The sequence below is a fragment of the Mycobacterium sp. genome (assembly GCF_052145595.1).
Classification (GTDB): Bacteria; Actinomycetota; Actinomycetes; order Mycobacteriales; family Mycobacteriaceae; genus Mycobacterium.
This window is the reverse complement of record NZ_JBKQOI010000104.1, coordinates 1-23,479: the sequence shown is the minus strand read 5'-3', so window position 1 is coordinate 23,479 and position 23,479 is coordinate 1. Positions and strand designations below refer to the sequence as shown.

At 66.3% G+C, this 23,479-nt stretch carries 24 protein-coding genes and 2 pseudogenes; 4 read left to right on the top strand and 22 right to left on the bottom strand.

Annotated elements, in window-relative coordinates; translation table 11 throughout:
* Positions 1-3: 3 nt before the first annotated feature.
* The 21 genes and pseudogenes from hypD to ACLP4W_RS09395 form a co-directional block, all read right to left on the bottom strand.
* Positions 4-1,143, bottom strand: a complete 1,140-nt coding sequence (gene hypD / locus ACLP4W_RS09495; RefSeq protein WP_442385884.1) for a hydrogenase formation protein HypD — start codon at positions 1,141-1,143, stop codon at positions 4-6.
* A gap of 19 nt (positions 1,144-1,162) precedes the next feature.
* Positions 1,163-1,435 (bottom strand): HypC/HybG/HupF family hydrogenase formation chaperone, encoded by a 273-nt coding sequence (locus ACLP4W_RS09490; protein WP_442385883.1) that lies wholly within the window; start codon positions 1,433-1,435, stop codon positions 1,163-1,165.
* 34 nt (positions 1,436-1,469) lie between these two features.
* Positions 1,470-2,582 (bottom strand): hydrogenase expression/formation protein HypE, encoded by a 1,113-nt coding sequence (gene hypE / locus ACLP4W_RS09485; RefSeq protein WP_442385882.1) that lies wholly within the window; start codon positions 2,580-2,582, stop codon positions 1,470-1,472.
* Positions 2,579-3,250 carry a D-sedoheptulose-7-phosphate isomerase gene (locus ACLP4W_RS09480; protein WP_442385881.1) on the bottom strand — a complete coding sequence of 224 codons (672 nt, stop codon included), beginning with the start codon at positions 3,248-3,250 and terminating at the stop codon, positions 2,579-2,581. Before ACLP4W_RS09480 ends, hypE begins: the two co-directional genes overlap by 4 nt.
* Positions 3,247-3,978 (bottom strand): HypC/HybG/HupF family hydrogenase formation chaperone, encoded by a 732-nt coding sequence (locus tag ACLP4W_RS09475; protein ID WP_442385880.1) that lies wholly within the window; start codon positions 3,976-3,978, stop codon positions 3,247-3,249. The genes ACLP4W_RS09480 and ACLP4W_RS09475 overlap by 4 nt, the downstream gene beginning before the upstream one ends.
* Entirely contained in the window at positions 3,975-6,359 is a 2,385-nt protein-coding gene (gene hypF / locus ACLP4W_RS09470) for a carbamoyltransferase HypF (protein WP_442385891.1), read from the bottom strand. Before hypF ends, ACLP4W_RS09475 begins: the two co-directional genes overlap by 4 nt.
* Positions 6,360-6,378: 19 nt before the next feature.
* Positions 6,379-6,645: a HypC/HybG/HupF family hydrogenase formation chaperone gene (locus ACLP4W_RS09465; RefSeq protein ID WP_442385879.1), complete on the bottom strand. Its 267-nt coding sequence runs from the start codon at positions 6,643-6,645 to the stop codon at positions 6,379-6,381.
* Between the two features lie 3 nt (positions 6,646-6,648).
* Complete coding sequence (locus ACLP4W_RS09460; RefSeq protein WP_442385878.1) at positions 6,649-7,182, bottom strand: hydrogenase maturation protease; 534 nt, start codon at positions 7,180-7,182, stop codon at positions 6,649-6,651.
* A gap of 16 nt (positions 7,183-7,198) precedes the next feature.
* Positions 7,199-7,318 carry a DUF6893 family small protein gene (locus ACLP4W_RS09455; protein ID WP_442385877.1) on the bottom strand — a complete coding sequence of 40 codons (120 nt, stop codon included), beginning with the start codon at positions 7,316-7,318 and terminating at the stop codon, positions 7,199-7,201.
* Positions 7,309-8,683: pseudogene (locus tag ACLP4W_RS09450) on the bottom strand (hypothetical protein); the annotation flags it as partial. The gene ACLP4W_RS09455 and the pseudogene ACLP4W_RS09450, both read right to left, overlap by 10 nt.
* Positions 8,680-9,333 carry a DUF6084 family protein gene (locus tag ACLP4W_RS09445; protein WP_442385876.1) on the bottom strand — a complete coding sequence of 218 codons (654 nt, stop codon included), beginning with the start codon at positions 9,331-9,333 and terminating at the stop codon, positions 8,680-8,682. The gene ACLP4W_RS09445 and the pseudogene ACLP4W_RS09450, both read right to left, overlap by 4 nt.
* Positions 9,330-9,974, bottom strand: a complete 645-nt coding sequence (locus ACLP4W_RS09440; protein WP_442385875.1) for a DUF5947 family protein — start codon at positions 9,972-9,974, stop codon at positions 9,330-9,332. The genes ACLP4W_RS09445 and ACLP4W_RS09440 overlap by 4 nt, the downstream gene beginning before the upstream one ends.
* Complete coding sequence (locus tag ACLP4W_RS09435) at positions 9,971-10,882, bottom strand: NifU family protein (RefSeq protein ID WP_442385874.1); 912 nt, start codon at positions 10,880-10,882, stop codon at positions 9,971-9,973. The genes ACLP4W_RS09440 and ACLP4W_RS09435 overlap by 4 nt, the downstream gene beginning before the upstream one ends.
* A gap of 1 nt (position 10,883) precedes the next feature.
* Positions 10,884-12,683 (bottom strand): nickel-dependent hydrogenase large subunit, encoded by a 1,800-nt coding sequence (locus ACLP4W_RS09430; protein ID WP_442385873.1) that lies wholly within the window; start codon positions 12,681-12,683, stop codon positions 10,884-10,886.
* A gap of 35 nt (positions 12,684-12,718) precedes the next feature.
* The gene (locus ACLP4W_RS09425) at positions 12,719-13,774 is read right to left on the bottom strand and encodes a hydrogenase expression protein HypE (RefSeq protein WP_442385872.1); all 1,056 of its coding nucleotides are present in this window, start codon (positions 13,772-13,774) and stop codon (positions 12,719-12,721) included.
* Between the two features lie 314 nt (positions 13,775-14,088).
* Entirely contained in the window at positions 14,089-14,865 is a 777-nt protein-coding gene (hypB, locus tag ACLP4W_RS09420; protein WP_442385871.1) for a hydrogenase nickel incorporation protein HypB, read from the bottom strand.
* 28 nt (positions 14,866-14,893) lie between these two features.
* The gene (locus ACLP4W_RS09415; RefSeq protein ID WP_442385870.1) at positions 14,894-15,229 is read right to left on the bottom strand and encodes a hydrogenase maturation nickel metallochaperone HypA; all 336 of its coding nucleotides are present in this window, start codon (positions 15,227-15,229) and stop codon (positions 14,894-14,896) included.
* 93 nt (positions 15,230-15,322) lie between these two features.
* A complete protein-coding gene (locus tag ACLP4W_RS09410; RefSeq protein WP_442385890.1) occupies positions 15,323-15,985 on the bottom strand; it encodes a (2Fe-2S)-binding protein in 663 nt (220 codons plus the stop codon).
* A gap of 23 nt (positions 15,986-16,008) precedes the next feature.
* Positions 16,009-16,932 carry a CbtA family protein gene (locus tag ACLP4W_RS09405; protein ID WP_442385869.1) on the bottom strand — a complete coding sequence of 308 codons (924 nt, stop codon included), beginning with the start codon at positions 16,930-16,932 and terminating at the stop codon, positions 16,009-16,011.
* 7 nt (positions 16,933-16,939) lie between these two features.
* The gene (locus ACLP4W_RS09400; RefSeq protein WP_442385868.1) at positions 16,940-17,167 is read right to left on the bottom strand and encodes a CbtB-domain containing protein; all 228 of its coding nucleotides are present in this window, start codon (positions 17,165-17,167) and stop codon (positions 16,940-16,942) included.
* 186 nt (positions 17,168-17,353) lie between these two features.
* Complete coding sequence (locus ACLP4W_RS09395; protein WP_442385867.1) at positions 17,354-17,998, bottom strand: GntR family transcriptional regulator; 645 nt, start codon at positions 17,996-17,998, stop codon at positions 17,354-17,356.
* A 68-nt stretch (positions 17,999-18,066) separates the two neighbouring features.
* Here ACLP4W_RS09395 and ACLP4W_RS09390 point away from each other — a divergent pair, with 68 nt between their 5' ends.
* The 4 genes from ACLP4W_RS09390 to prpD all read left to right on the top strand — a co-directional run bounded on the left by ACLP4W_RS09390 (position 18,067) and on the right by prpD (position 23,193).
* A complete protein-coding gene (locus ACLP4W_RS09390; RefSeq protein ID WP_442385866.1) occupies positions 18,067-19,434 on the top strand; it encodes an LLM class flavin-dependent oxidoreductase in 1,368 nt (455 codons plus the stop codon).
* Positions 19,435-19,455: 21 nt separating this feature from the next.
* Positions 19,456-20,640 (top strand): CaiB/BaiF CoA transferase family protein, encoded by a 1,185-nt coding sequence (locus tag ACLP4W_RS09385; protein ID WP_442385889.1) that lies wholly within the window; start codon positions 19,456-19,458, stop codon positions 20,638-20,640.
* A gap of 19 nt (positions 20,641-20,659) precedes the next feature.
* A complete protein-coding gene (locus ACLP4W_RS09380) occupies positions 20,660-21,589 on the top strand; it encodes an HpcH/HpaI aldolase/citrate lyase family protein (RefSeq protein WP_442385865.1) in 930 nt (309 codons plus the stop codon).
* 98 nt (positions 21,590-21,687) lie between these two features.
* Positions 21,688-23,193, top strand: coding sequence for a 2-methylcitrate dehydratase PrpD (prpD, locus tag ACLP4W_RS09375; protein ID WP_442385864.1), 1,506 nt, complete (start codon positions 21,688-21,690; stop codon positions 23,191-23,193).
* A gap of 146 nt (positions 23,194-23,339) precedes the next feature.
* On the opposite strand, the pseudogene ACLP4W_RS09370 reads toward prpD, so the two are convergent.
* Positions 23,340-23,479, bottom strand: a pseudogene (locus ACLP4W_RS09370) (HoxN/HupN/NixA family nickel/cobalt transporter); the annotation flags it as partial.

The following is a 23,479-nucleotide window of genomic DNA, read 5'->3' as shown; positions in this document are numbered from 1 at the left end:
CCGTCACGCCTTCCCGGACTGCCCCACCAGCTTGGCCGCATCGCGATGCATGCGGCCGAAGTTGTAATAGGCCGCGCATGCCCCCTCGGGGGACACCATGCACGTTCCGATCGGTGTCTCCGGGGTGCACGCGGTGCCGAAAACCTTGCATTCCCACGGCTTGAGCACTCCCTTGAGCACCTCGCCGCACTGGCAGGCCTTCGGGTCGGCGACGCGCACGCCGGGCATCGCGAACCGCAACTCGGCGTCGAACTCCGCGAAATCGTCGTGCAGCCGTAGCGCGCTTTGCGAGATGAACCCCAACCCGCGCCATTCGAAGTGGGGACGCAGCGCAAACACCTTGCCCATCAGCGCAAGTGCCGCCGGGTTGCCGTGCTCGGGAACCACGCGCTTGTACTGGTTTTCCACTTCGCAACGGCCCTCACGGATCTGACGCAGCAGCATCGCGACCGATGCCAGGATGTCGAGCGGCTCGAATCCCGCTACCACCAACGGTTTTCGGTACACCTCCGGCACAAACCGGTATGGTCGGTTGCCCACCACGGTTGACACGTGCCCGGGGCCGATGAAGCCCGACAGCCGCAGGTCCGGCGACTCCAGGATGGCCTTGATCGGCGGCACGATTGTGACGTGGTTGCAAAACACGCTGAAATTGGGCAGGCCCAAATCGCGGGCTCGCACCAGCGTCACCGCGGTCGACGGTGCAGTGGTCTCGAAACCAATCGCGAAGAAGACCACTTGCTTGCCGGGGTTGTCGACCGCGGTTTTCAGCGCGTCCAGCGGGGAGTAGACGAACCGCACGTCGGCCCCCCGGGCCTTGGCGTCCAGCAAGCTGCCGGCCGAACCGGGCACCCGCATCATGTCGCCGAAGCAGGTGAAGATCACGTCGGGTTGGCCCGCCAGCCACATCGCGTCGTCTATGCGGCCCATCGGGATCACGCACACCGGGCAGCCCGGGCCGTGCACGAGTTCGACGTTGTCGGGCAGCAGGTATTCGATACCGTGCCGGTAAATGGTGTGCGTGTGCCCGCCGCACACCTCCATGAACTTGAAGTGTTCGCCGCCCGTCCCCGCCAGGTGCTCGATGCTGACCAGCAGTTTGCGGGCGGCGGCCGGGTCGCGGAACTCGTCGACGAACTTCATTTGCCGTTCCTCCCTGGCCTCAAACTATGGCCGTCGAGTCGAAGGCTTCTATTTCGGTGGTGTAAGCCTCACCGAGCTGCTTGATGGCGGCCAGGGTGAGCAGCGCTTCGGTCTCGTCGATTTTGGCCATCGCGAACCCGACGTGGACCAGTACCCAATCGTCGGGCTCGGGCATGTCCTCCTCCAGCAGCCGCACACTGATCGTGCGCTGCACACCGCTGACGTCAACCTTCGCCAAATAGTTGGCGGGGTCGGTGATCTCAACGATCCGACCCGGAATACCAAGACACATCCCCAAATGCTCCTTTCTTTCTAGTGAGCGAGATTCAGCAGATTCGCGGCAGCGGGTCCCCGACGAGCATGTCGACGATCCGCGTGCCGCCGAACCCGGTACGCAGCACTACGCTTTCGGCCGGTTGGCTGACGATTTCCCCGACCTCGGCCGCATCGGCGCCGACTGGATGCGACCGCACCGCGGCCAGCGCGGCCTCCGCTTCCTCCGGCGCGACGACGGCGATGAACTTGCCCTCGTTGGCGACGTAGAGCGGATCGATGCCGAGCATCTCGCAGGCGCCGTTCACCATGGGCGCCACGGGGAGTCGCTCCTCTTCGAGCAGCACCCCAAGACCGCAGGCCTGGGCGAGTTCGTTGCACACGGTGCCCACGCCGCCCCGGGTCGCATCACGCAGCCACCGAGTCGAGGGGGCGGCCGCCATCAGCAGTTCCACCAGCGGGCTGAGGCAGGCGGTGTCGGAGTGGATGTCGGCCTCGATGGCCAGATCGCCCCGGGCGAGCATGACCGCCATGCCGTGATCGCCCATCGACCCCGACAACAGCACCTTGTCGCCGGCGCGCACCGACGCGGGCGACAGCGTGCGCCCCGCGGGGATGACACCTGCCCCCGTAGTGGTGACGAACACGCCGTCGGCCGCGCCTTTGGGCACCACCTTGGTGTCGCCGGTGACGATCTGCACACCCGCCTTCGCGGCCGCTGCCGCCATATCGGCGACGATCTCCTTCAATTCGTCGATCGGGAAACCCTCTTCGAGCACGAACGCCGCCGAGAGCCAGGACGGCACCGCGCCGGCCATTGCCAGGTCGTTGCAGGTGCCGTGGACGGCAAGCTCACCAAGGGAGCCACCGGGAAAACGCCTGGGCTGCACCACAAACGAGTCGGTGGACATCGCCAGGCGCTCGCCGCTGGGCAACGTGAGGATCGCACCATCGCCGAGCGACTCCAGCAGCGGGTTGCGGAACGCCTCCATGAACACCGCGTCCATCAGTGCCGCCGAGGCTTTCCCGCCCGCTCCGTGCGCCAGGGTCACGTGGTCGTCGAGCAACCGGGGGCGCCGCCTGCGGAACGACTCGATCCGCTCGATTACCTCACCCTCGGCGAACCGCGGTCCCGACGACAGGTATTCACCCGCTGACATGCTCATGCGGCCCCCAAACCGTGGTCGCTCAACCGTTCATGCACCATCAACCACAACTGATAGCCCAGCAGCGCCTGGGATTCCTGAATCCGGTGCACGCTTTGCGAACGAACGACGAAGCAGGCGTCCACGATTGGGTTTTTGGCGAACGCGCCGCCGTCGTAGCCGGCGAAACCGATGGTGTACAGGCCGCGGCGGCGCGCCTCAGCCAGCGCGCTGAGCAGGTTCGGCGAATTGCCGCTGGTCGACATGGCGATCGCGATGTCGCCGGCCTTCGCGCGGGCGATCAGCTGGCGGGTGAACACCAACTCGAACCCGACGTCGTTGCCCAACGCGGTCAGGATCGCTTGATCGGCCGTCAACGACCAGGCGGGCAGGGGCTTGCCGATCGGCGGCCGGGCGAACAGGCCCGCCAAGGTGGTGGAATCGGTGCAGCTGCCGCCGTTCCCGAAGGTGAACAACCGTCCCCCCGCCGCGAAACGGCGTGCCATCTCAGTGGCGGCCGCCTCCAGGCGATCGGCGTTGGCCTCCAGCGTAGAGCGCCGCAGCGCCAGGCTCTCGGCTGCTTTGGCCTGCGCCGACGCGGCCAGATCGGCGAGCAGCGATTCCGGAACCTCTCCTTTCTGGACGTCCAGGAATGGATATAGGAAGTTGGTGGGCTCGTCTTGACTCATGAGCCATCCTCCTCGCTGACGCGGTTGATCGCCGTGCCGGCATGCACTAGCACCAGCTCCCCGGCGGCGACGGGGTCGACAAGCGTGGTCACCACGTTCTCGACGCCCCGCGCGGTTCGCACAGTGGCCATCCCGTCGGCCGATGCGCCCACCACCTCGCCCAGTCGGCCCTCGTCACTGCAGGTGACACAAACCTCTTCCGGGGGTTCAGGTTTCAGCAACCCGGAGTGTTCGAAGCAAACGTGCGTGAGTTCCCACAACAGGTGATAGAAGAGCACGAAGCCACCCGTCGCGGGCACTCGCGGATCGGGGTCGTCGAGCCACAGCACGTGGTCGGCTGGGCTGGCTCCGAGACCGCCCTTGGGCCGTTCGCCGCTGCCGATCCAAATCGTGGTGGCACCCCATGCCGGGCTGCGACGCATTACCGAGCGCACGTCGGGTTGGTCCGCACCGGAGACCGCAACGACGATGTCGCCGGGTCGCACCGAGACCCGCACCAGATCCACCAGGTCGGGTCCGGTCAGCGCAACCGCGGGCAGTGCGCGTTTTCCCATGATGACCGGGTGTACGAACTCGACCGCGATATGCAATGCGTGCGGTTCCCACGAGGGTGCGATGGACCACATGGTGGCGCCCGCGGCGAACCGCTTGGCCAGCGTGAAGGCGGTGGCGGCCAAGCCCTCTGCCAATTCGGCGCCCAGCCCGCGATCGATCGCGGTGGCGGTCATAAGTCTGCCTCCCTCCCGCCCTCTTCCAACCCCGTGAGCATCGAGATCGCGGCCTGACCCAGTGCCAGCCCCCCGTCGTTCGGCGGAACTGCGTGGTGGGTCAGCACTTCAAACCCGGCCAACTGCAACCGATTACGGCATGCGCGCAGCAACAATACGTTCTGGAACACCCCGCCGGTGAGGCCCACCAACCGGACCGCGCCGGCCACCTGACCGACCACCTCGGCGACGGCGTCGGCGACCGCCTCGTGGAACGCCGCGGCCAGCAGGGCGGGTTGCGTGCCGGCGTACAGGGCCGACACCATCGTTTGCACCATGGTGGCGGGGTCGATTACCCCGTCGGCGCGGACCATGAGCGGCAGCGACGGCCCGGGCCCCTCGCCGGCCGACTCCGCGAGCGCCTCGAGTTCGATCGCAGCCTGGCCCTCGTAGTCGATCCGGTGCCGCACCCCCAGCAGGGAGGCGACGGCGTCGAACAGCCGGCCCATGCTCGAACACGGTACGCACCCCGCGCCGCTCTCCAATTGAGAACGGGTGAGGCGCAATTCGTCCGGAGTCGCGGCGGTGACCGGTGCCAGATCCGGAGTCCAGTCGATGCCCGCCATCCACAACTGAGACAGCGCCATCCGCCAGGGGTTGCGCACGGCGGCGTCCCCACCCGGCAGGGGCACCGGCAACAGGTGGCCGACGCGAACGAAACGGTGGCTGTCGGTTCCGAGCGCGAGAATCTCCCCGCCCCAGATCGTTTGGTCGCAGCCGTAACCGGTTCCGTCGAAGGAGACTCCGACGATGGGTTCGCCGATGCGCCCGTGCTCGGCCAGCAGCGAGACCACGTGCGCGTGGTGGTGCTGGACCAGATCCAGCGGTCGATCGCCCGCATGGCGCTCGGCCCAGCTTCGAGTGTGGTATCCGGGATGCAGGTCGGCGGCCAATCGCGACGGCTTTCCGCGTATTTCGCTGAGCTGGCCCACCGCCCGCTCGAACGCACGCAGCGTCTCCCAGCTGGCCATGTCGCCGATGTGACCGGACATGTAGGCGCGCGGGCCGTCGGTAAGACAGAAGGTGTTCTTCAGCTCCCCGCCGACGGCCAGCACAGCTGGGCCGCCCGGCCCGATCTCAATCGGCAGCGGCGCGTAACCGCGGGACCGCCGGATCGGCAACTCCCGGGCACTTTCGTGGTCTCTGATGACACGCACCACCGAGTCGTCGCAAGGCACGTGGATCGGCCGGTCGTGGTCGAGGACCGCATCGCACAGCACCGAAAGTCGCTCCGCGGCATCATCGGCGGTGAAGCAGATGGGCTCGTCGGAACGGTTGGCGCTGGTCAGCACCAGCGCATCGGGTACTGGTTCGGCGGCGCCGGGCACGGGTGCCAGCAGCAGGTGGTGGATGGGGGAGTAGGGCAGCATCAGCCCGAGCAGCGGGCTGCCCGGTGCGACGGCGTCGGCGACCGGAGCGCCCGGACGGCGCCGCAGCAACACGATCGGCCGGGCGGGGCTCGACAGCACCGCGGCCTCAGCGTCGTCGACGTAAGCGTAGCGGCACGCGACGTCGAGGTCGCGGACCAACATGGCGAAGGGCTTGGCACCGCGCGCCTTTCGTGCCCGCAACGCACCGACTGCCGGCTCGTCGTCGACGGCGCAGGCCAGGTGGTAACCGCCGATGCCCTTGATGGCGACCACCGCACCAGCCGTCAGCGCGCGCTGGGTCGCCGCCAGCGCGGCATCCGACCCGTTCGCCCGCGAGCCCTGCGAACGAAACCACAGCGACGGCCCGCAATCCGGGCAGGCGATCGGCTGCGCGTGGAACCGGCGATCCGTCGGATCGTGGTATTCGGCGGCGCATCGCGCGCACATGGCGAATTCCGACATGGTGGTGGCCGGACGGTCGTAAGGCAGCTTGCGGATGATGGTGAACCGCGGCCCGCAGTTGGTGCAGGTCACGAACGGGTGCCGGTAGCGCCGGTTGTGTGGGTCGAACAGCTCGGCCACGCATTCGTCACACACCGCGATGTCGGGCGGAATCGGCGTCTTGGCACCGGTGATCGTCCTGCTCGCCACGATCCGGAATTCACGTCCGGCGCCCGTCTTGGTGACCGCCCCGTCCAGGGGGATGTCGGCAACGGAGACGGCACTGATCCGCGCCAGCGGCGGGGCCTCGGCACGCAGCCGACGACCGAATTCGTCTACGCGGGCGCGTTCGCCCTGCACCTCGACGAAGACCGCACCCGAATCGTTGCCGACGAATCCGGACAGGCCCAGATCGCTGGCGATTCGGTGGACGAAGGGACGAAAGCCGACCCCTTGGACAACACCGGTCACGGTGAAGTGCCGCCGGACCGGCGTGTAGGGCGGGGCGGAGCCCGAAACCAAGGCGAGCATCGGGGGCGAGTCGGTCATCTCAACCGCCCCCCGGGCCGACCGCCGGATCGGTGCCGCCCCGGCCCATCAGCTCGAGGCCGGCCATCGCCTGCTCGGCACCGGCGCGGTCCGTTTTCTCGACGGCGAAGCCCATGTGGATGATTATCCAGTCACCGGGCGCGAACGTCTCCTCCGGCAGCATGCCGACGTTGACCTTGCGCTGCTCGCCGACAACATCGACCAGTGCAAGCTGCCCCTCGTAACCGTCCAGCATCCGGATCACCTGACCGGGTATCCCCAGACACATGGTTCAGCAGTCCTCTAACAACGGTGCACGCACTGTTGCAGCCGTGGGAGTTTGCAATGCGGCGACGATTTCCTCGACTGCCCGCGCGGCCCGTGGGACGGCCATGGCCACGGGTTCGGTCAAGCCGATGCCCTCCTCGACGCTGCCCGCCTCGCACCCGACCACGACCGTGTAGGGCGGACTGCCCCCCAGCGCCCGCAGGCTGGCGAATACCGCTGCCGGATCCATGCTGTGAGCGTCCAGACCGGGTGAGCTGAAACCGGATCCAGGCTCGGCTGCGGGGTTTTGTTCGTGGTCGGCCTGGAAGACGTGCAACATGCCCGGATTGCCGCGGCTGGGTACCGCGTCAACGAGGACCAGCGTGTCCCATTCCTCGAGCAGGTCGTAGGCGAGGTGCATGCCACTGATGCCGTAGTCGATGATGCGGACACTCGGGTTATCCTGCGGGATATCGGCGTTACGGATTACTTCCGAGCCGAATCCGTCGTCGCCCAGGAAGATATTGCCGATCCCGGCTACCAGGATGCGTGCTGTCATCGGTGTGCCCGGTTGGCTACATCCGCCTTAGTTTCAGGTAGCGGCGGGCATCCGGCAGCGATATCAATCCCAGCACGACCGCCACCCCCAGCACCAGTGCGACGATAGCAATGAATATCCAACCCAAGACTTCCATTTCGAACTCCTTTCAGGGGTTTACTGGTTGCTCGGCTTCCAGTGGCTCTACTTCGTCGGGAAAGAAGTACAGATACCGGCCGTACCAGTCGTGCAGGTCGGCTGCGGGATCATCGTCGACGACGACCCCGACATGCTTGTTGCCCTCCACGTCCTCGTGCACCGAAGTGACGCGTGCGGTCTTGCCGGCGACGAAGATGTCCTGCGCGTCGGCGTTGCGCCTCGGCCGCAACCGGACTCGGCTGCCCCGGGCGACCCGGATTCCGTTGACCAGTACCGCGTCGACTTCCGGACGAACGGAATTGTCGGCCAGCGGATCCCACCAATCAACCCCTTCGGGAATCTCTGGGACCAGCCCCGCGGGGACACTGAGCGCGTGCGGGTCCCGCAGCACACCGTGCAGGCGCGCCATGGCCTCGGGCGACATGGCGTCACACTGGTCGATGATCTGCGCGGCACGCGGATCCGTGGCCCGGGCCTGCGCCTTCTCCTCGTCCGTCATTGTCATCACGCGCAGAGTGAGGATCTCGTCGATCTCCGTGCAGTCATACAGGGCGGTGTTGCTCTGTTCGGCGACCTCGGGGTGGTCGTAGAGAATGATCGGCGAGACCAGCAGAATATCTTGGGTGCCGGCCGGCCCGGCCAGCACCGGAAAGCAGCGGTGCTGGCTGCACCGGGACACCGCATCGGTGGCGTCGGGCGGCGGCTCGAGCAGGGAAACGAACTGACCCCCAACAACTTCAGCGATGATGTGGGTTCCGATCATGGACCGTGCGATCACTGAGTCCTTCCCATCGGCTTTGCCGTTCACGCCGTCGCCGACGTTGCTGACCCGCACCGAGACCCGGCGCAGGTCGCCGTCCGGCTCGCTGCCGACCGTCAATACGCCCCGCACCTCCTGCCGTTCGCGGACCAGGCGACCGCCGACGAGGAGTTCGACGTCGGTTGCTGCGTCCGCCACCACCGGCATTGACCTGGGTTGATCATCGAGCGCAAGGGGTCCGAAGGACAGTTCACGTTCGACCGCCTCGTCCCAGGTCAGCCACGACCCCGCCGGGGTGGTCAGCTCGTCGACGGGTTCGAATGCACCGTGGGCGAACTCGCGCTCGGCCCGGCGGTGCTGCAACTGCAGGAACCGCACCACCAGGGTTATCGCCTGGGCCCCGTCGACCAGAAACTCCGCTGCGAGGGTGTCGTCTTCACCCAGACCCGAGTCCGCGGCGCCGGGCGGCCCCAAAACGCCGAACTGCCAACGTGATTGATTCTTGCTCGACGTCCCACGGTAGGGGTACAGCAGATAGCCCTCGTACAAGACCGCGTCCGCGACGGCGCGGGCCCGGTCCCAGTTCGAGGTTCCAAAAGTCATCGCGCCGTCTCCCGGTCGGTGTCCAACAGCGAGATGACCGCGTGGTCGAGGTCGAGCAGCCCTTGCGCCGACTTGTAGGCGGCCAGGGCCGCTATGGTTTCGTGACTCAGCCGCACCCAGCCGGTGTTCGGATAGTGCTGCGCGATCAGCTTCCGCCAGACCGCGACCGGCATGTCATAGCGATACTCGCAGTCCCAGGGCACCTGCTGAACCGAGAACCCGCGTTCGGACTTGACGAAAATAGTTCCGCTGAAAAGGAACTGGAGCGGTAGCGCGCCGTCGCGCAGCGCGTGTAGATACTTGGCGGCAGCGACCTCGAAGTCGTAGGTGCAGTCCAGCGGAAGCGCCACGGTGGTGTTGCCGGCGAAGCCCTGCACCATCGCGGTGCAATGCTGCCAGAGGAAGGTGCGTTGGGTGGTTGCCCAGCGTTCGCGGGGCCCGAACAGGTCGATCAGCCCGGCCGCTTCGGCATCGGAGTAGGAACGTCGCAGCGGCTCGATCCGGACCTGGCAGCGTAGCGCGATCGCGTGCACCGGGTCGTCTCCACCAGTGGCGACGCCGACGCGCGCGGTCAGCACCGGGCTGACGGTGTACGGTTCGGGCTCCACGTCGAGAACCGCGAAGTGCACGTCCATCTGCTGTCCCGTCATGGGGGCGTTCCGGGCGGCTTTCGCAGTGCGCGAGCGTCGATCTGCGCGAAGAAGCCGTCGATGTACGCCCGAGCCTCCTGGCCGCCGTCGAAGCCTCGCCACAGCATGCGCAGGCGGCCGACAAACTCGTAGCAGGCGTCGATCGGTACCAGATAGGTTTGGGGAGTGGCATTCTCCTGCTCGGGGACCCGGACCAGCAGCGCCTCGACGTCGTCGGCCAGCAGGCCGACCCGCGAGTCGGCACCGCTGATGGCGTCCCAGAATTCCAGATTCAGCTCGGACTCGCATGCGCCGGCCGGGCCGGGGTAGAAGGCGACGGTGCGCCCGAGTGCGGAGTTGGTGAAGAAGAAGGCCACGCCGACCGGGATTTGCAGCGCCTCCCACGCGCGGCGGTCCAGCGCGAAATCCGGAAACGCCAGGTACCGGTCGGGTACCGCCCGATAGCGCAGCTCGGCGCTGCCGTCGGTGAACAGCAGATAGCAGGCGCGGCAGACGCACATCAACTGGCGGCCCGCCACATTCACCACGTGCTGGTGCTCCTCGGCAATCGACTCCGAGCACATCTCGCACCGTTCGCCGGCCGGCTCGGGGGCTCGCCGATTGCCGGTGACGCGTGCCAGCACGTCGTACGGGGTCGTCATGCCGGTGTTCCCAGCGGTTCGCGCAGTGCTACCGACAGCACACCGTCGCGGGGCAGCAGGGGAAGAGGGTCGAGGTGAACCCCGTCCGGGCCGGCGCCCGCGCGTGCGACATCGAACTGCGTGTCACAGCGCGGGCAACCCAGCAGCGCCCCACGCAGTCGCGCCCCCGCAAGCGTGTCGTCACAAACCGGGCAGTGGTCGCGATAGGCGAACGACTGGCCGCCGACCCGGCAGGCCAGCACCGTGGTGCCGGCGACGAGGAAACCCGCGACCTCGCCGGGTTCCAGTTCGGCCAGCTCGGGCGCCGGATGCCAGCTGTGGCCGTGCCCATCCGAATGCACACGCGCCAGAAGGGATTCCGCAGGGATAACGCCCGGGGTGCTCCCGACGGAATCGGCGGTGACCACCTCGATCGAGGAGACCTCCGGGGCGGCCGCCCGGACGGCGTCCTCGACCGCGAGCTCCAGCGTCACCGCCGACGACGGGCAGCTCTTGCAGCTCCCTTTGAACGCCAGCCTTACCGCTGCGCCATCGGATGCGTCGGTGACCTCGAGCAGATCGACGTCGCCACCGTGGGAACCGAGGTATGGCCGCACCCGGTCCAGCGCGTCGGACACCCGCCGGTGTACATCGTGCGGGTGCAGCCCGTGCACCAGGAGCAGGCTGGCCACCAGGTCGTCGGCGGCCAGCCGCTCTGGCAACCCCGGGTCTTGGCCAGACAGCTCGGCTAGTTGCATCATCCGTTCCAGCCCGGCTCCGTAAAGCCCGACCACCTCCCGGACCAGCTGCTGGGTACGTTCATACGCGGCCGCTCCACTGGCCGCACAGGAATCCAGAAGTGTCTGGATCCGATCGCCCGCTGTACGCCACTGCGCTTCGTTCTCGGGTATTTCCGGGCGATCCGCCATGTCACTCCCCGACGGGTGATTGCGTTGGTGTGTGCAGTCTGTCCAGGGTCTTGCCCTTACCCAGGTACATGTGCACACCGCAGGGCAGGCACGGATCGAAGCTGCGCACCGTGCGCATGACGTCGATGCCCTTGAAGTTCTCCCGATCGTTCTCCTCGAAGATCGGTTGACCCTGCACCGCATCCTCGTAGGGGCCCGGCGTGCCGAAGCTGTCGCGCGGGTTGGCGTTCCACGGGGTGGGCGGGTACGGGTGATAGTTGGCGATCTTGCCGTCGCGGATCACCAGGTGATGGCTGAGCACTCCGCGGACCGCCTCGGTGAAGCCGCAGCCGATCGCCTGGTCGGGCACGTCGAACTTCTCCCACGTCTTGGTGCGTCCGGCACGGATCTCGGCCAGCGCCTTCTCGGCGAAGTGCAACGCGCACGCCGCCGCGTAGGCCTGGAAGTAGGTGCGCGCCCGGTCGCGTTCGATCGTGTTGCTGCCGTGCTTGGGGATCTTCCACTCGAACTCGACCGGGCCCTTCAGGGCGGTCTTGGGCAGGTTGATCTTGACACTGGTGCCAGTTGCCTTGACATAGCCAATGTCGACCAGGCCGGCCAGCGCGGTCGACCACAGCCGGGCCAGGGGACCGCCGCCGGTGTCCAGTGCCAGGTGATCCTTGCCGTCGAACCAGCGCGGCGACATCACCCAGCTGTACTTTCCGCCCTCCAAGTCGCGTTTTTGCGGATGCGGATTGGTGTGCTGGTTCCACGGGTGGCGCCGGTCCACGGTGTTGCCCAGTGGATCGGACTTGACGAACATCTCCTGGTCGGTCCAGTCGTCGTAATACGAACTGCCCAAAAGGATCCGGATACCGAGGTTGATGTCCACCAGCGAGTGGGTGACCAGCCTGCCGTCCACCACCACGCCCGGGGTAACGAACATCGCGTTACCCCAACGCTCCATGTCCTTGTACTCGAAGTTGCACACCTCCGGGTCCTGGAAGGAGCCCCAGCAGCCCAATAGCGTGCGGCGCAGGCCGACCTTCTCGTAACCGGGCAGGGCCTCGTAGAAGAAGTCGAACAGGTCGTCGTGCATGGGCACGACCTTCTTCATGAACTCGACATAGCGCATCAGCCGGGTCATGTAGTCCGTCATCAGCTGGATGGTCGCGACGGTGCCGACCCCGCCGGGGTACAGCGTGGACGGGTGCACGTGACGACCCTCCATGAGGCAGAACATCTCTCGCGTCCAGCGGCTGACCTGAAGCGCTTCCCGGTAGAACTCACCGCTGAACGGGTTGAGCGACCGCATGATGTCCGCGATGGTCCGATACCCGTGCGCATCGGCGTGCGGTGCCAAGGTGTTCTCGGCCTTGGCCAGCACGCTCGGGTTGGTTTCGGCGACCATCTTCTCGCAGAAGTCGACGCCGACCAGATTCTCCTGGAAGATGTTGTGGTCGAACATGTATTCCGCGGCCTCGCCGAGGTTGACGATCCACTCGCCGAGGTGCGGCGGCTTGACCCCGTATGCCATGTTCTGCGCATAGCACGAACAGGTGGCGTGGTTGTCGCCGCAGATACCGCAGATGCGACTGGTGATGAAGTGGGCGTCGCGAGGATCCTTGCCCTTCATGAAAATCGAGTAGCCGCGGAAGATCGACGAGGTGCTGTGGCACTCGACGACTTCTCTGTTCTCGAAATCGATCTTGGTGTAGATGCCGAGGCTGCCCACGATCCTGGTGATCGGGTCCCAGGCCATGTCGACGAGCTGGCCGGGTTCACGCTTGGCGGTGGTCGGCTCGGGGACGATAGTTGTCATAGAATTCTCTCCGTCCAAGAGTGGAGCGCCGCGACCTACCAGGTGCGGCGGGCTCCGGTGGTGAGTTGGTTGCCGTTCTGGCGCCAGCGCGGTTCCTTGTCGACGGTGCGCGCCGTGATACCCCTCAGGTTGCGGATCACGGTGCCGTACAGACCCACCGCTGTGCTCGACAGCTTGCCGCCCGGTGGCTCGTCCATGAACGGCATGAACTTGTCCGGGAAGCCCGGCATGGTGCATCCGATGCAGATGCCGCCGACGTTCGGGCAACCACCGACACCATTGATCCAGCCGCGCTTGGGCACGTTGCATTTCACCACCGGGCCCCAACAGCCAAGTTTGACAATGCATTTCGGCGAACCGTACTCGGTGGCGAATTCGCCTTGCTCGTAGTAGCCGGCCCGGTCACACCCTTCGTGCACGGTGCTGCCGAATAGCCACGTGGGGCGCAGCGCGTCGTCGAGCGGGATCATCGGCGCCTGACCGGTCGCCATGTAGAGCAGGTAGGTCAACGTCTCCGACAGGTTGTCGGGCTGGATCGGGCAGCCCGGGACGCAGACGATCGGGATGCCGGCCTTGCTCTTCCAATCCCATCCGAGGTAGTCGGGCACACCCATCGCCCCGGTCGGATTGCCGGCCATCGCGTGGATGCCGCCGTAGGTGGCGCACGTCCCGACGGCGACGACCGCGGTGGCTTTGGGCGCCAGTCGGTCAAGCCACTCGCTGGTGGTCATCGGCTGGCCGGTGGCCGGGTTGTTGCCGAACCCGCACCAGTAGCCCTCGTCCTTGATCTTCTCGTTGGGAATGGATCCTTCGACGACGAGCACAAAGGGTTCCAATTCGCCGCGATCGGCTTTGAAGAACCACTCGAGGAAATCGTCCGCCCCGCCGTTGGGTCCGCATTCGAAGTCGATCAGGGGCCAGTGCACGGCGACCTTCGGTAAGCCCGGGAGCGCACCGAGTGCGATCTCCTCGACGCTGGGCTGGGTGGCGGCAGTCAACGCCACCGAATCGCCGTCACAACTGAGCCCCGCGTTAATCCATAGAACATGGATCAATGTTTCCTCTGCTTTGACTGCTGCTTCTGTTGGCATGCTGCAGCTCTCCGGGGCGGGCTGAAGCCCCTACGCCGCCGGAGTCGACCATCGGCCCACTTGCGCAGCGCTGTTTTTGGGTCTACGCCTGCCATCCGGCGTTGTCAACGGTTCCCTCTTTTCGCGTAACTAAACAAATGTTGCATAGCGTTTCTTATTTGGCTTTTTTGCGCTGCGCGGCAGGGAATTTCGGCTCAGTTGGCGATCACGATGATCCGGTGAGCCGGGCGGAAATGGGCCAGCCGATCATGATCGTTATGCAAGTCATTTGCAAGAGGGGTGCCCCGTGAATCTTGCGTCTGATTGCCGTCGCATCAGGCCTCTCGGGCGAAGCGTCGTAGCCACCCGAACCACGCGCCCATACCCTCTCCCGTGCGCGCACTGACCGGCAGGATCGTCGCGGTCGCGTTGACCTCGCGAACCTGCGCGATGTAGGTGTCCACGTCGACGTCTAGATAGGGCACCAAATCAATTTTGTTGAGGAGCACCACGTCCACCGATCGGAACATCACCGGGTACTTCAGCGGCTTGTCCTCGCCCTCGGTCACGGAGTAGACCATGGCCTTGGCGTGCTCGCCGACATCGAACTCCGCCGGGCAGACCAGGTTGCCGACGTTCTCGATGATCACCAGGTCCAGCGCGGGAAGGTCGAGGCCCGGCAGCGCACGGTTGACCATGGGCGCATCGAGATGGCATTCGCCGCCAAACCCATTGCTGGTGTTGAGCAGTGAAACCTGGGCGCCGCGACCGCTGAGCTTGGCCGCATCCAGATCGGTGGCGATGTCGCCCTCGATCACGCCGATGGCGAACTCGCCGGCGAGCTCGCCGAGCGTTGCCTGCAGGATGGTCGTCTTGCCCGACCCCGGTGAGCTCATCAGGTTGAGGGTGCGGATCCCGTTGGTCTCGAACGCCGCCCGGTTGGCATCGGCGAGAATGTCGTTCTCCGCGAAGATCGCCTCCAGCACGTCGATGCGCTGCTTGCCCGTCTCGTAGCCACTGTGATCGCCGTGTTCATGGTCATGGTCATGGTCGACGTGGCCGTGCTCGTGGGTGTGCACCGTTCCGTCGTCGTGCCGATGAAATCTACCCATGGTCAAATCGATTCATACTGAACACCTTTCACGAGACGTCCAATGACGTCACCAGGAATTCGTTGCCGCGCAGCACCTCGACGTCGGGACTGTCGCACTGCGGACACCAGATCGACCAGGCCGACGTGATCTCCGATTGCCGGCCGCACGCACGGCAACGCACCTCGGCGGTAACACATTCGAGTTCCAGCTCGGCGTCGGGCATATCCTCGGAGTCGCGGACGAGTGTCCAGCAGAACGACAGCGATTCCGGCACCACCTGGCGAAGAGCGCCGATCCGCACGCGCACCACATCGACATGCCGGCCGTCGGCATGCGTCTTGACCACACCGGCGATCGCTTCGCACAGCGACAGTTCATGCACCGCTGATCACCGGATCGCCGCAGGGAGGCCCATGAGCACTTTTCTACACCCGAATCGCGATAATCCTGAACCCCATAGGACCGTAGCGCACGGTCACCTGAGGACGCAGTCGCCACAGGTTGCGGTGCGGTCGTCGGCGACACGGTAGATCAAACAGCAGCTGCGTCGTCGGAACGACGGTCCTGCCCGAACAGCGCCGCCGTCGACGCGGGGGTCCGTCAGGATGGCGTCGGCCGCGGCGTGGGCGGTGCTTTTCAGGTCGGCTCGAGCCGTGGAGATGAGCTGGGCGGCGCTGTTGGCCGCCGACCCGACGTTGCCCCAGAGCACTTGGTGGCTCACCGCATAGCGTTCGGCAATCGCGGCGGTGATCGCCTCGACCGCGGGTCCGGCTCCGGGGACCTCGGTCGTTGGTGTCGGCGCAACCGAAAGCGGGTAGGGCCCGCCCAGCTCGTTTTGCCACCACAGATCGTCAAGCGACAACGAGACCGGGGTGTGGCCCAGCGCGACCGCCCCGATGGCCGACGAAAGAATTCGGGCAATCAGCCCAAGGTGAGCGACCGAGGCCGCCACCCGAATCTCGACGTCAGCGGGCCGTCCACCCGCGCGGTGCGCGAGAGCGGTCCGAACCGCGTCGATTCGCGCCGCCAACGCCGCGCCGGCGATGAGCGCCGTCATCGGCTGCCATGGTGGCGGCATCGACTCGCCATGCACGTGGGTCTCGACGGCGAAAAAGGGCCCTAACGCGGCCAAGTCAATGGACAGCGCCGGACCCCCCAACGTCACGACCTTCGGGCGGAAGTCGTTTCGCCCGCCGCTGCCGAAGCTGCGGGCTTGGCGGGGCCGGTGACCAGACGGTCGACGAGCGCGCCAAAGACCAACGCGATCGTGGTCCAGACCAGCACCTGGTTGAGCAGCGAATACCAGCGGAACTTCCACAGGACGTCGGCGTCGAAGCCGGGATAGACGATCTGCCCGGGCGCGACGGTCTTGCCGTCAACCGACAACGGCGTCGACAAGATGTTGGTAATCGGTTGCGGGGTCTCCGTGGCGGCCGGGGCGTAGCCGAACTGGTCGGCGTGCGCGACGTTTGCGGACAGGTCTCCCAATGCCGGCATCACCGCAAGCAGCACGCCATACAGGACCAAGAATCCCGCCGCGGTGACCAGCACAGCCCGATACAGCCCGAACCGCGCCGAGAGCCGATGGGCGACAAACACCGCGAGCCCCAGCAGGACCAGCGACGCGGCGACCATAATCAGATACAGCTGCCCGCGGGTCACGATCGTGAATGTGTGCCCGATCGCCGGGGGGTTGGCCGGGTACTTCACGAACGGCAGCAGAAAGACACCGAGGAAGCCGAACCCGCAGAGCAGCCAGGCCAGGGTTTGCGGGCGTACCGCGAAGCGGCCGTGCAGTACCAGGTAGGCGACCGCCACGAGTGCACCCATCGCCACCGAGAACACGATGACGCCCGTGGCCAGACCGACGCCGGATTGCATTGTCCGACTGAAAATTTCCGGCCCTTCGGGAGCCACCGGTCGCCCCGCCGCCGCGTTCAGCGCGGCCAGGGCGTCGGTGCGACCGGACTCGTAGTCGATCGACTGGGCGATCACGGGCTCAGCCCAAATCCGGGCGAAGGCGAAACCCAATGCCCCGGCGATCAGACCGGCGAGGGCTCCGCGCCCGATGACAGGGATCTCCATCAGTAGATCAGTGGCAGGGGAAGCCCAGGAAGTGCCGTGCGTCATGCACCCACTCGTGCACCACCATGGTCTTGCCGAACATCGAGACCAAGCCCTCGTCGACGCCGACGAAATAGTAGGCCAACAGAGCCAGGAAAACCGTCATGCCCAGCAGCACCGCTATCCGGCCCTTCGACAGCGCCTCGGGGGAGACGCCCACACCGGGACCCGGTATGGAAACGGGAATGCTTGCCACCAGAAACCTCCTTCGGGAGTTGTGCGCCCCCATGGACGGATGTGGTGGCGGCGAAAGATCTGACTCACCCGTGAAGCCCGGGATTACAGTGGCGCAACCGTCGCGGACTCTCACCGCGTTCCATTCGCCGCCATCCGGCCCTAGGGAAGCACCCCGGGATTGGCACGTCAAGCGTGGCCCGTCCGGTCACCGTTGGTCGAGCCAGGCCGCCAGCGACCGGCCGGCCTCCAGCACGTGGCGTTCGGCGACCGAACGGGCGCGCTCGGCGTCGTGGTCGGCGATCGCCTCGATCAATTCGTCGTGTTCGTCGAGCGAGTGCTTCTCGTGGTCGGGGAAGAGGGTCAAAAAGTTGGTCGGAACCACGCGGGCGGCCTGCCTGAGTTGGGCGAGCAGCCGAGGCGAATGAGCGGCGCGGTGGATCTCCTGATGAAAGCGCCAGTTGGCCTCGCCGATGCTGTCGTCACCCGTCCGCGCGGCGACGTCGGCGGCGAACTCGCGTAGCGCGGCGAGCTCGTGCGGTGTTATGCGCTGTGCCGCCCACGCGGCGGCCTGTCCGGTCAGGACACCCAGAATGGTGAAGCTGTCGATCACGTCCTTGGAGCTGATGCCGATCACGGTGATTCCGCTGCGTGGCGCGACGTGCACCAGCCCTTCGAAGGACAGTTCCAGGAGTGCCTCGCGCACCGGGGTTCGACTGGTGGCGAATTCTGTCGTGATGGCATCCAGGTCGATGCGCGAGCCCGCAGGTAGTGCTCCGGTCAGGATGCGGTTTCGCAACTCGCGGGCGGCGCGTTCCCGCACCGTGCCGGAGATATCGACCGCGCCCGTCATAGGGACAAGGTAGCAGGCGTGCGAACATTACATTTGAAATCTAATATATCAGATGTTAGCTTTCTCGCATGGCAAAAAGGCAGCGCACGATGTCACTGGTGGCATTCATGCAGGCGGGCAGCACATCGGTTTACGCGGGGTCGTGGCGGCATCCGGCCACCGAGCACGGATACCTCGACGCGTCGTACTACGCGAAGATCGGCCGACAGCTCGAAGAGGGATGCTTCGATCTGATGTTCTTTGACGACCGGCTCGCGATGCCCGGTATTTACGGCGGTTCGGTCGCCGAGGCGGTGCGCTACGGGGCCAGGCCGGTCAAGTTGGACCTGAGCGTGATACTGGGTGTGCTGGCGCAGACCACCTCGCGGATCGGGTTGGGCGCCACCTATTCGACCACGTACTACGCGCCGTTTCACGTGGCGAGGACGTTCGCGACGCTCGACCACCTGTCGCGCGGGCGTGCGGCGTGGAACGTTGTGACGTCGGTGAACGACAGCGAGGCCCAGAACTTTGGTGTGCAAACACATCTCGGGCACGACGAACGTTACGACCGGGCCGACGAGTTCCTCGAGGTGGTGTCGGGTTTGTGGGACACCTGGGAGGACGGGGCGGTGCTGCAGGACCGCTCCGCGGGCGTCTACGCCGATCCCGCCAAAGTGCACGAACTCGGGCACGTCGGGCGGTACTTCTCGGCGCGCGGACCGTTGACGGTGCCGCGGACCCCGCAGGGCCGCCCGGTGATCATCCAGGCGGGCTCGTCGGGGCGAGGTCGCGAATTCGCGTCGCGGTGGGCGGAATTGATCTTCACCGGCGATCCGGGGATCGAGGTGGCGCGCAGTCACTATCGCGACCAGAAGGACCGCATCGCCGACGCCGGCAGGGATCCCGCGCAGGTGCGGATCTGCCCGATGGCTTACGCGGTGGTCGGTGAATCAGAAGCCCACGCCAAAGAGCGTGAGGCCATGTTCCTCAACGACCTGGTGCATCCCATGGCGTCGCTGACATTACTGTCGGAGCTGATGAACTACGACTTCGCCCAACACGACCTCGACGACCCGGTGACCGACGAGCTCATCGCGTCGGTGTCGGGCATCCGCGGGCTGGTGCAAAACCTGCGTGAGCACATCGGCGGTGACACCGTCACCGTCCGCGACCTTGCCGCTCATCGCGCCACCCTGTTGCAGGGACCGCGCTTCGTCGGGACCGGCGCCCAGGTCGCCGATCAGATGGCGGACTGGTTCGGCAGCGACGCCTGCGACGGGTTCGTTCTGGCCGCCACGCACCTGCCGGGCGCGTTCGAGGACGTGGTGCGGATGGTGGTGCCCGAGTTGCAGCGGCGCGGCTTGTTCCGTTCCCGTTATGAGGGTTCGACGTTGCGTGAGCACCTCGGACTGCGCCGGCCCGAATCCTGTCGTCGTGTGGCGGCCGTCTCGTAGATGGGTAGGCAGGAGACCGCGATGCTCGAAGGTGTGCGTGTGCTCGAACTTGCGACGCTGGCGGCCGCGCCTTTGGTTGCGACGTATCTAGGTGAGTTCGGGGCCGACGTCATCAAGGTCGAGCAGCCGGGGCAGGGTGACCCGATCCGGGCGTGGGGCAACCAGCGCAACGGAATTGGGCTGATGTGGAAGTCGATCTCGCGCAACAAGCGGGCGGTCACGCTCAACCTGCGCTGCGGCGAAGGTCAGGCGCTGGCGCGACGCCTGGTCGAGAACGCCGACGTCGTGATCGTCAACACCAGGCCGCAGACGTTGCGCAAGTGGGGTCTGGACTACGACAGCCTGCGTGCTGTCAACGAGCGGATCGTGATGCTGCACATCACCGGTTACGGGCTGACCGGGCCGAAATCGCAGCGTCCCGGGTTCGGCACGCTGGGTGAGGCGATGAGCGGCTTCGCCCACATCACCGGCCAAGCCGGCGGGCCACCGACGTTGCCGGCGTTCATGCTGGCCGACGGCATCGCCTCGTTGAACGCCGCCTACGCGGTGATGATGGCGCTGTATCACCGCGATGTGCACGGCGGCCCCGGGCAGCTCATCGACGTCAACCTCATCGACCCGTTGGCACGCCTGCTGGAGCAGACGCTGCTGGGCTATGACCAGCTCGGGTTGGTCCCGAAGCGGGCGGGCAACCGCTGGGACATCTCCGCGCCGCGCAATACCTACCGCACGTCGGACGGGCGTTGGCTGGCGATGTCGGGCAGTTCACCTGCGTTGGCGCTGAGGGTGTTTCGGGCGATCGGCCGTGACGACCTGGCCCAGGACGTCGACTTCTCCGACCCGCAGCGTCGACTGGCGCGCGCGCAGGAGGTCGACGAGGTTGTCGCGAAATGGGTTTCGTCGAAAACGCTGGCGGAGGCGATGGAGGTCTTCGACGCCGCGGAGGTGGCCGCCGCGCCCGTGTATGACATCGCCGACCTGGTCGCCGATGAGCAGCTGCAATACCGCGGGGTATTCGTCACCGTCGACGATCAGGAGCTCGGTGCGATGATGGTGCAGGCGCCGGTGCCCAAGTTCTCCGAATCACGCGGCCGGGTCGAGCATCTCGGCCCGGCGCTGGGGGAGCACAATGCCGAGGTGTACGGCGAGCTTCTGGGTTTGACCGCATCCGAGATCGACGATCTGCACGTCGCGGGCGTGCTGTGACCGCAAAGGACCACCGACCATGACGTCACTGCTGCGCCGTTCCGAGCTCGCCGTGCCGGCCGTCAACGACAACATGTTCGCCAAGGCGCTGTCGTGCGGCGCCGACCTGGTCTTCCTGGACCTGGAGGACGCCGTACCGACTGCGTTCAAAGAGGAATCGCGCGAAAAGGCGATCGCCGCGCTGACCGAACTGGACTGGGGAGCCACAGCGCGTGCGGTGCGCATCAACGGTCTGGACACCAAATGGTGTCACGACGACGTCATCGAGGTCGTCACCCGGGCCGGCGCCCACCTCGACACCATCGTGGTCCCCAAGGCCCGCACCGCCAAGGACGTGTGGTGGGTGGACGTGCTGCTGACCCAGCTCGAAGCAAAGCTCAACCTGGACAAGCGCATTCGGCTCGAAGTGCTGATCGAGGAAGTCGAGGGCCTGGCGAATGCGGAGGCGATCGCCGTCGCCAGCGCGCGCATCGACGCGCTGATATTCGGCGTCGGCGACTTCTCGCTGTCGCAAGGCGCCCGGGTGGACACCAACTTCGTGCCGCTCGGTGATTATCCGGGCGACTTCTGGCACTACGCCCGCAACAAGATCATGATCGCGGCGCGAATCGCCGGCATCGACGCCATCGACGCGCCCTACCCCGACTACCAGGATCTGGCCGGCTACGAACGCGACGCCCGGCGCGCCTCGCTGATCGGCTACACCGGGAAATGGGCGATACACCCCAGCCAGGTGCCGGTGGCCAACCAGGTCTACTCGCCGACCGAGGCCGAAATCGCCTTGGCCGAACGCAATCTCGCGGCCTACCGTGCGGCCGCGGCGGAGGGCCGCGGCGCGGTGGGCGTGGAGGGTGTTCTCGTCGACGCCGCACACGTCAAGATGGCAGAACAGACCCTGGCCCGGGTCGCACTGATCAAGAGTCGCCAGCCCGCCGGCGTCGGGCGATAACCCCGTCAGTGCGGGGCGGCCGGCGGATACGGCAGGACGCACAACCACGCATTTACAGGGAGTTTCCCGATCGCGCTTGGCTGCGTACTGTGCGGATTGTGCAGGTCCATCAAGTTCGAACGCGCCGCAGTGCCGAGAACTTTCCGCGTCGCGAGCACCTTGCTTGGAAGATCGCGGAGGTCGCTGCTGACCCAGTTGCGGTACCTGAGGACACCCAGGAGATGGTGGTCAACCGGATCATCGACAACGCCGCGGTGTCCGCGGCTTCGGTGGTCCGGCGCCCGGTGGCGGTCGCACGGGTGCAGGCGCAGGCGCACCGGCGCGCCAAGGCCGGCGCCAAAGTGTTCGGCATCGACGGCGACTACTCCCCGGAGTGGGCGGCCTGGGCCAACGGCGTCGCGGTGCGTGAATTGGACTTCCACGACACGTTTCTGGCGGCCGAGTACTCGCACCCGGGCGACAACATTCCGGCGCTGGTCGCGGTGGCCCAGCATCTCGGTGTGAGCGGCGCCGACCTGACCCGCGGAATCGCCACGGCGTACGAGGTGCAGATCGACCTGGTTCGCGGAATCTGCCTGCACGAGCACAAGATCGACCACGTCGCACACCTCGGGCCCGCGGCCGCCGCTGGTTTGGGCACCATGCTGCGCTTGGACAAAGAGACGATCTACTCCGCGATCGGTCAGGCGCTGCACCTGACCACCGCTACCCGGCAGTCCCGCAAGGGTTTGATCTCCAGCTGGAAGGCGTTCGCGCCCGCGTGGGCCGGCAAGGTGGCCATCGAGGCCGTCGACCGGGCCATGCGCGGCGAGGGTTCGCCCGCCCCGATCTGGGAAGGCGAGGACGGCGTCATCGCCAGGCTGCTGTCCGGGCCCGAACACACCTACCACGTGCCGCTGCCGGGGCCGGGCGAGCCCAAGCGCGCCATCCTGGACAGCTACACCAAGGAATATTCCGCGGAATACCAGAGCCAGGCCCTCATCGATCTGGCGCGCCGGATGCGCGGGCGGATCGGGGATTTGGGCCGGATCGCCACGATCGTGCTGCACACCAGCGACCACACCCACGTGGTGATCGGCACCGGATCGAACGATCCGCAGAAGTTCGACCCGGACGCCTCCCGCGAGACGCTCGACCACTCGGTGATGTACATCTTCGCGGTCGCCCTGCAGGACGGCACCTGGCACCACGAACATTCCTACGCCCCGGAGCGGGCGCACCGCCCGGACACGGTCGAGCTGTGGCGCAAGGTTTCCACCGTCGAGGATCCCGAGTGGACGCGGCGCTACCACTCCGCGGATCCAGCCGAAAAAGCGTTCGGTGCGCGTGCGGAGGTCACCCTGAAAAGCGGCGAGATCATCGTCGACGAGCTCGCCGTCGCCGACGCCCATCCATTGGGCGCCCGGCCTTTTGGGCGTGAGCAGTACCTGGCGAAGTTCACCAGTCTGGCCGACGGCGTGATCGGTGACGGTGAACAGCAGCGGTTCTTGTCGGTGGTCGACGGCCTCGCCGGTCTGACATCGGGCCAATTGGATGCGCTCAACCTGATCGTCGATCCGCAGGTGCTGGACAAGGCCCCCACCATTCCGCCGGGGATCTTCTGATGAGCGGGCTGATAGCGGCCGCGTTGCCGGCCGTCTTAACGCCGGCACCGTCGTACGCGTAGCGGTGTCGAAGGCCGCGCAGGTGTAAGCCGGCGACCTGCTCGCGGTCGTCGACTGATCGACCAGATTCCCGACGGCGGGGCCGGCTAACTGGCGCTCTCGGCGGCTGAGGTCCACTTTTCTTCGATGCGGCCGTATCGCCAGACGAGCAGCGCGATTACCCAGGTGAGGACGAACATGCCAACGACGATGAAGCCGACCGCGTTGAGGTTGAGGCCACCAAGCC

Excerpts from the sequence above, each read along its gene's own strand:
- hypD (WP_442385884.1), bottom strand. The coding sequence starts at position 1,143 with ATGAAGTTCGTCGACGAGTTCCGCGACCCGGCCGCCGCCCGCAAACTG.
- ACLP4W_RS09490 (WP_442385883.1), bottom strand. The coding sequence starts at position 1,435 with ATGTGTCTTGGTATTCCGGGTCGGATCGTTGAGATCACCGACCCCGCC.
- hypE (WP_442385882.1), bottom strand. The coding sequence starts at position 2,582 with ATGAGCATGTCAGCGGGTGAATACCTGTCGTCGGGACCGCGGTTCGCC.
- ACLP4W_RS09480 (WP_442385881.1), bottom strand. The coding sequence starts at position 3,250 with ATGAGTCAAGACGAGCCCACCAACTTCCTATATCCATTCCTGGACGTC.
- ACLP4W_RS09475 (WP_442385880.1), bottom strand. The coding sequence starts at position 3,978 with ATGACCGCCACCGCGATCGATCGCGGGCTGGGCGCCGAATTGGCAGAG.
- hypF (WP_442385891.1), bottom strand. The coding sequence starts at position 6,359 with ATGCTCGCCTTGGTTTCGGGCTCCGCCCCGCCCTACACGCCGGTCCGG.
- ACLP4W_RS09465 (WP_442385879.1), bottom strand. The coding sequence starts at position 6,645 with ATGTGTCTGGGGATACCCGGTCAGGTGATCCGGATGCTGGACGGTTAC.
- ACLP4W_RS09460 (WP_442385878.1), bottom strand. The coding sequence starts at position 7,182 with ATGACAGCACGCATCCTGGTAGCCGGGATCGGCAATATCTTCCTGGGC.
- ACLP4W_RS09455 (WP_442385877.1), bottom strand. The coding sequence starts at position 7,318 with ATGGAAGTCTTGGGTTGGATATTCATTGCTATCGTCGCACTGGTGCTG.
- ACLP4W_RS09445 (WP_442385876.1), bottom strand. The coding sequence starts at position 9,333 with ATGACGGGACAGCAGATGGACGTGCACTTCGCGGTTCTCGACGTGGAG.
- ACLP4W_RS09440 (WP_442385875.1), bottom strand. The coding sequence starts at position 9,974 with ATGACGACCCCGTACGACGTGCTGGCACGCGTCACCGGCAATCGGCGA.
- ACLP4W_RS09435 (WP_442385874.1), bottom strand. The coding sequence starts at position 10,882 with ATGGCGGATCGCCCGGAAATACCCGAGAACGAAGCGCAGTGGCGTACA.
- ACLP4W_RS09430 (WP_442385873.1), bottom strand. The coding sequence starts at position 12,683 with ATGACAACTATCGTCCCCGAGCCGACCACCGCCAAGCGTGAACCCGGC.
- ACLP4W_RS09425 (WP_442385872.1), bottom strand. The coding sequence starts at position 13,774 with ATGCCAACAGAAGCAGCAGTCAAAGCAGAGGAAACATTGATCCATGTT.
- hypB (WP_442385871.1), bottom strand. The coding sequence starts at position 14,865 with ATGGGTAGATTTCATCGGCACGACGACGGAACGGTGCACACCCACGAG.
- ACLP4W_RS09405 (WP_442385869.1), bottom strand. The coding sequence starts at position 16,932 with ATGGAGATCCCTGTCATCGGGCGCGGAGCCCTCGCCGGTCTGATCGCC.
- ACLP4W_RS09395 (WP_442385867.1), bottom strand. The coding sequence starts at position 17,998 with ATGACGGGCGCGGTCGATATCTCCGGCACGGTGCGGGAACGCGCCGCC.
- ACLP4W_RS09390 (WP_442385866.1), top strand. The coding sequence starts at position 18,067 with ATGGCAAAAAGGCAGCGCACGATGTCACTGGTGGCATTCATGCAGGCG.
- ACLP4W_RS09385 (WP_442385889.1), top strand. The coding sequence starts at position 19,456 with ATGCTCGAAGGTGTGCGTGTGCTCGAACTTGCGACGCTGGCGGCCGCG.
- ACLP4W_RS09380 (WP_442385865.1), top strand. The coding sequence starts at position 20,660 with ATGACGTCACTGCTGCGCCGTTCCGAGCTCGCCGTGCCGGCCGTCAAC.